Here is a 3511-nt window from a genome sequence, read left to right on the forward strand (position 1 = left end):
TGCCGGTGTGGTGAGCAGACGCAGCGTTTCCGGGTTCTTCGCCCTCCTGCTTGCCCTCGAAGCGGGGATGATCGGCGTGTTCGCGGCGACCGACGTGTTCCTGTTCTACGTGTTCTTCGAGGCGATGCTGATCCCGATGTACTTCCTGATCGGGAGCTACGGAGCGGTCAAGGAGCAGGCGCAGCGGTCCTACGCCGCGGTGAAGTTCCTGCTCTACAGCCTGTTCGGCGGCCTGTTGATGCTCGCCGCCGTGATCGGCCTGTATGTGGTCTCAGCCGACCAGCTGGGTACCGGCACCTTTGACTTCGCGACACTGCGCCAGCTTGACATCACTCCGGGCGTCCAGAAACTGCTGTTTCTCGGCTTCTTCATCGCGTTCGCCATCAAGGCGCCGCTGTTCCCCTTCCACACCTGGCTGCCCGACGCCGGCGCGCAGTCGCCGACCGGCGGCGCGATCCTGCTGGTGGGGGTCCTGGACAAGGTTGGAACCTTCGGGCTGATCCGATACTGCATCCCGCTGTTCCCGGCTGCCTCGTCCTACTTCGCGCCCATGGTGCTCGCCCTCGCGGTGATCGGAATCTTCTACGGCGCGCTGCTGGCGATCGGCCAGCGGGACATGAAACGGCTGGTTGCGTACACGTCGCTGGCGCACTTCGGCTTCATCGCCATGGGAACCTTCGCGTTGACGTCTCAGGGCGGGACGGGCGCGGTGCTCTACATGGTCAACCACGGTCTGTCCACGGGGCTGCTGTTCCTCGTGGTCGGGTTCCTGGTGGCCCGGCGCGGCAGCCGGGACGTCAGCGCCTACGGCGGAATGGCGAAGGTCACCCCGGTACTGGCCGGGGTCTTCCTGATCGCGGGTCTGTCATCGCTTGCGCTGCCAGGCCTGAACAGCTTCGTCAGTGAGTTCCTGGTGCTGGTCGGAACGTTCACCCGGTATCGGGCGCTGGCGATCGTGGCCACCTGTGGAATCGTGTTGGCCGCGATCTACATCCTGTATCTCTATCAGCGGACCATGACCGGCCCGCTGGTCCATGAGCAGGCCAAGGGTGTTCTCGATCTCAGTGTTCGAGAGAAGATCGTCGTTGCCCCGGTGGTCGCGTTGATCATTGCGCTCGGCGTTTACCCGAAGCCACTCATCGATATCATCCGTCCGACCGTCACGGCCACGTTCGAAGACGCCGGGCACACCGATCCGGGGTCTACCGTCCCAGTGAACGCCGCGCCCGTGAACGCAAGCCACGCCGGAGGCCACTCGTGAGCGCCGCACCAACCGCCGTCCTGGGCCAGCAGCTCCTGGCTCAGGACGGCTTGGCCCAGAGCACCCGGGCGACGATCGACGTCCCGTCGATCCAGTACGTGGCACTGAGCCCGATCATCATCGTGTTCGGGGTGGCGCTGGCGGCTGTCCTCATCGACGCCTTCGCGCCGGCGAAGGCACGCCGGACGCTCCAGCCGCTGCTGGCGGCCAGCGGGTTCGCGGCCGCATTTGTCGCAGTCGTGTTGTTGCGCGGCCGCCGGCAGATCCTGGCCGCCGGTGCGGTGGCCATCGACAGCCCCACGTTGTTCATGGAAGGCGCCATCCTGCTGTTCGCCTTCCTGGCGGTGTTGCTCGTTGCAGAACGGCGGTTGGACTCCTCCGGCGGCGCGATCGTGGCCTCCGCGGCGCTCACCCCGGGTTCACCGGGGGCGACCGCCGCGCGGACCTCCGCCGGTGTGCAGACCGAGGTATACGCGTTGATGGCCTTCTCGGTGGCCGGGATGTTGTTGTTCGTCTCCGCCAACACACTTCTGACCATGTTTGTGGCGCTGGAGATTCTGTCTCTGCCGCTCTACCTGCTCGCCGGCCTCGCCCGCCGCCGCCGGCTGCTGTCGCAGGAAGCCGCGATGAAGTACTTTCTGCTCGGGGCGTTCTCCTCGGCTTTTTTCATCTACGGTCTGGCCTTCCTCTACGGCTATGCCGGCAGCGTCGACCTCGGCCGGATCGCCGATGCCGCGGGTACGGTCGGTGCGAACGACACCTACCTGTACCTGGGCATGGCCCTTCTCGGGATCGGACTCTTTTTCAAGATCGGTGCGGCGCCGTTTCACTCGTGGACTCCGGACGTCTATCAGGGATCACCGACACCGATCACCGCGTTCATGGCCGCGGGTACGAAGGTGGCGGCCTTCGGGGCACTGCTTCGGGTCTTCTACGTGGCCTTCGGCGGCCTGCGCTGGGACTGGCGGCCGATGGTCTGGACGATCGCCATCCTGACCATGGTTGTCGGCGCGGTGCTGGCGCTGACCCAGCGCGACATCAAGCGGATGCTCGCCTATTCGGCGATCGCCCACGCCGGCTTCCTGCTCACCGGTCTCGCCGCGGCGAACAGCGACGGGCTGCGCGGCACTCTGTTCTATCTGGTCGCCTACGGTTTCACCACGATTGCCGCATTCGGTCTCGTTACCATGGTCAGGAACTCCGACGGCGAGGCGAGCGACCTGTCCCAGTGGCAGGGGCTGGGGCGGCGGTCGCCGGTTCTCGCGGGCATCTTCGCCTTCCTTCTGCTCGCTCTTGCCGGTATCCCGCTGACCAGCGGGTTCACCGGGAAGTTCGCGGTCTTCCAGGCGGCCGTCGCCGGACACGCAACGCCACTGGTGATTGTGGCACTCGTCACGAGCGCGATCGCCGCCTTCTTCTACGTCCGGGTGATCGTATTGATGTTCTTCCAGGAACCGGCGACGGAGGGTCCGATAGTAGTCACTCGTCCGACACTCACCTATGCCGCAGTCGGCGTCGGGGCGATCGTGACGCTGCTGCTGGGAGTTGCTCCACAGCCGCTGCTCGACCTTGCCGGCACCGCTGCCGCCTCCGGCTTCGTACGCTGACGAACATATGAGCGCAACCGGGCTGGATCTCGCGGGAATCAGGACAGATCCTGATCTTGAATATGCTGTTCGCCTTGGGCTTGACAAAGTCGAACGGATGCTGCGGGATGCCGTTCGCAGCGACGTACCCTTTGTCACCGAGACGTCGCGGCACCTGGTGGACGCCGGCGGCAAGCGGTTCCGACCGATGGTCGTGCTGCTCGCCGCCCAGTTTGCCGACCCCGACGCCGAAGGTGTCGTTCCGGCCGCGGTGGCGATCGAGCTTACCCACCTGTCGACCCTCTACCACGATGACGTCATGGACGAAGCGCCGTTGCGACGGGGAGCGGCGTCGGCGAACGTCCGATGGACCAATACGATCGCTATCCTGACCGGTGACTTCCTGTTCGCCCGGGCGTCGGACATCACCGCTGATCTGGGTCCGGCGGCCACCCGTATCCTGGCGCGTACGATTGCGACCCTGTGCGAGGGGCAGATCCGGGAAACCGTCGGACCGGTTGCGGGACAGGATCCTGTTGAGCACTATCTCCGTGTGATCACAGAGAAGACCGCGTCGCTGATCGCCGCGTCCGGTCGGCTCGGCGCGATGCTCGCCGGTTCTGATCCCTACACCGCGGACACCCTCGCGGCGTTCGGGGAACGG

General features: G+C 65.6%; 3 protein-coding genes. All 3 read left to right on the top strand.

The genetic code is table 11. The features are described from left to right. Positions 1–1261: NADH-quinone oxidoreductase subunit M (locus U9980_RS10630; RefSeq protein ID WP_322767765.1), on the top strand; the 1261-nt coding region annotated here is incomplete at its 5' end. Between the two features lie 35 nt (positions 1262–1296). Then, positions 1297–2868, top strand: coding sequence for an NADH-quinone oxidoreductase subunit NuoN (gene nuoN / locus U9980_RS10635; protein ID WP_322756150.1), 1572 nt, complete (start codon positions 1297–1299; stop codon positions 2866–2868). Positions 2869–2875: 7 nt separating this feature from the next. Further along, positions 2876–3511, top strand: a 636-nt coding sequence (locus U9980_RS10640; RefSeq protein ID WP_322767766.1) for a polyprenyl synthetase family protein, incomplete at its 3' end; no start/stop codon positions are given.

The sequence above is a fragment of the Protofrankia sp. Cr1 genome (genome assembly GCF_963555865.1).
Taxonomy (GTDB): domain Bacteria; phylum Actinomycetota; class Actinomycetes; order Frankiales; family Frankiaceae; genus Protofrankia.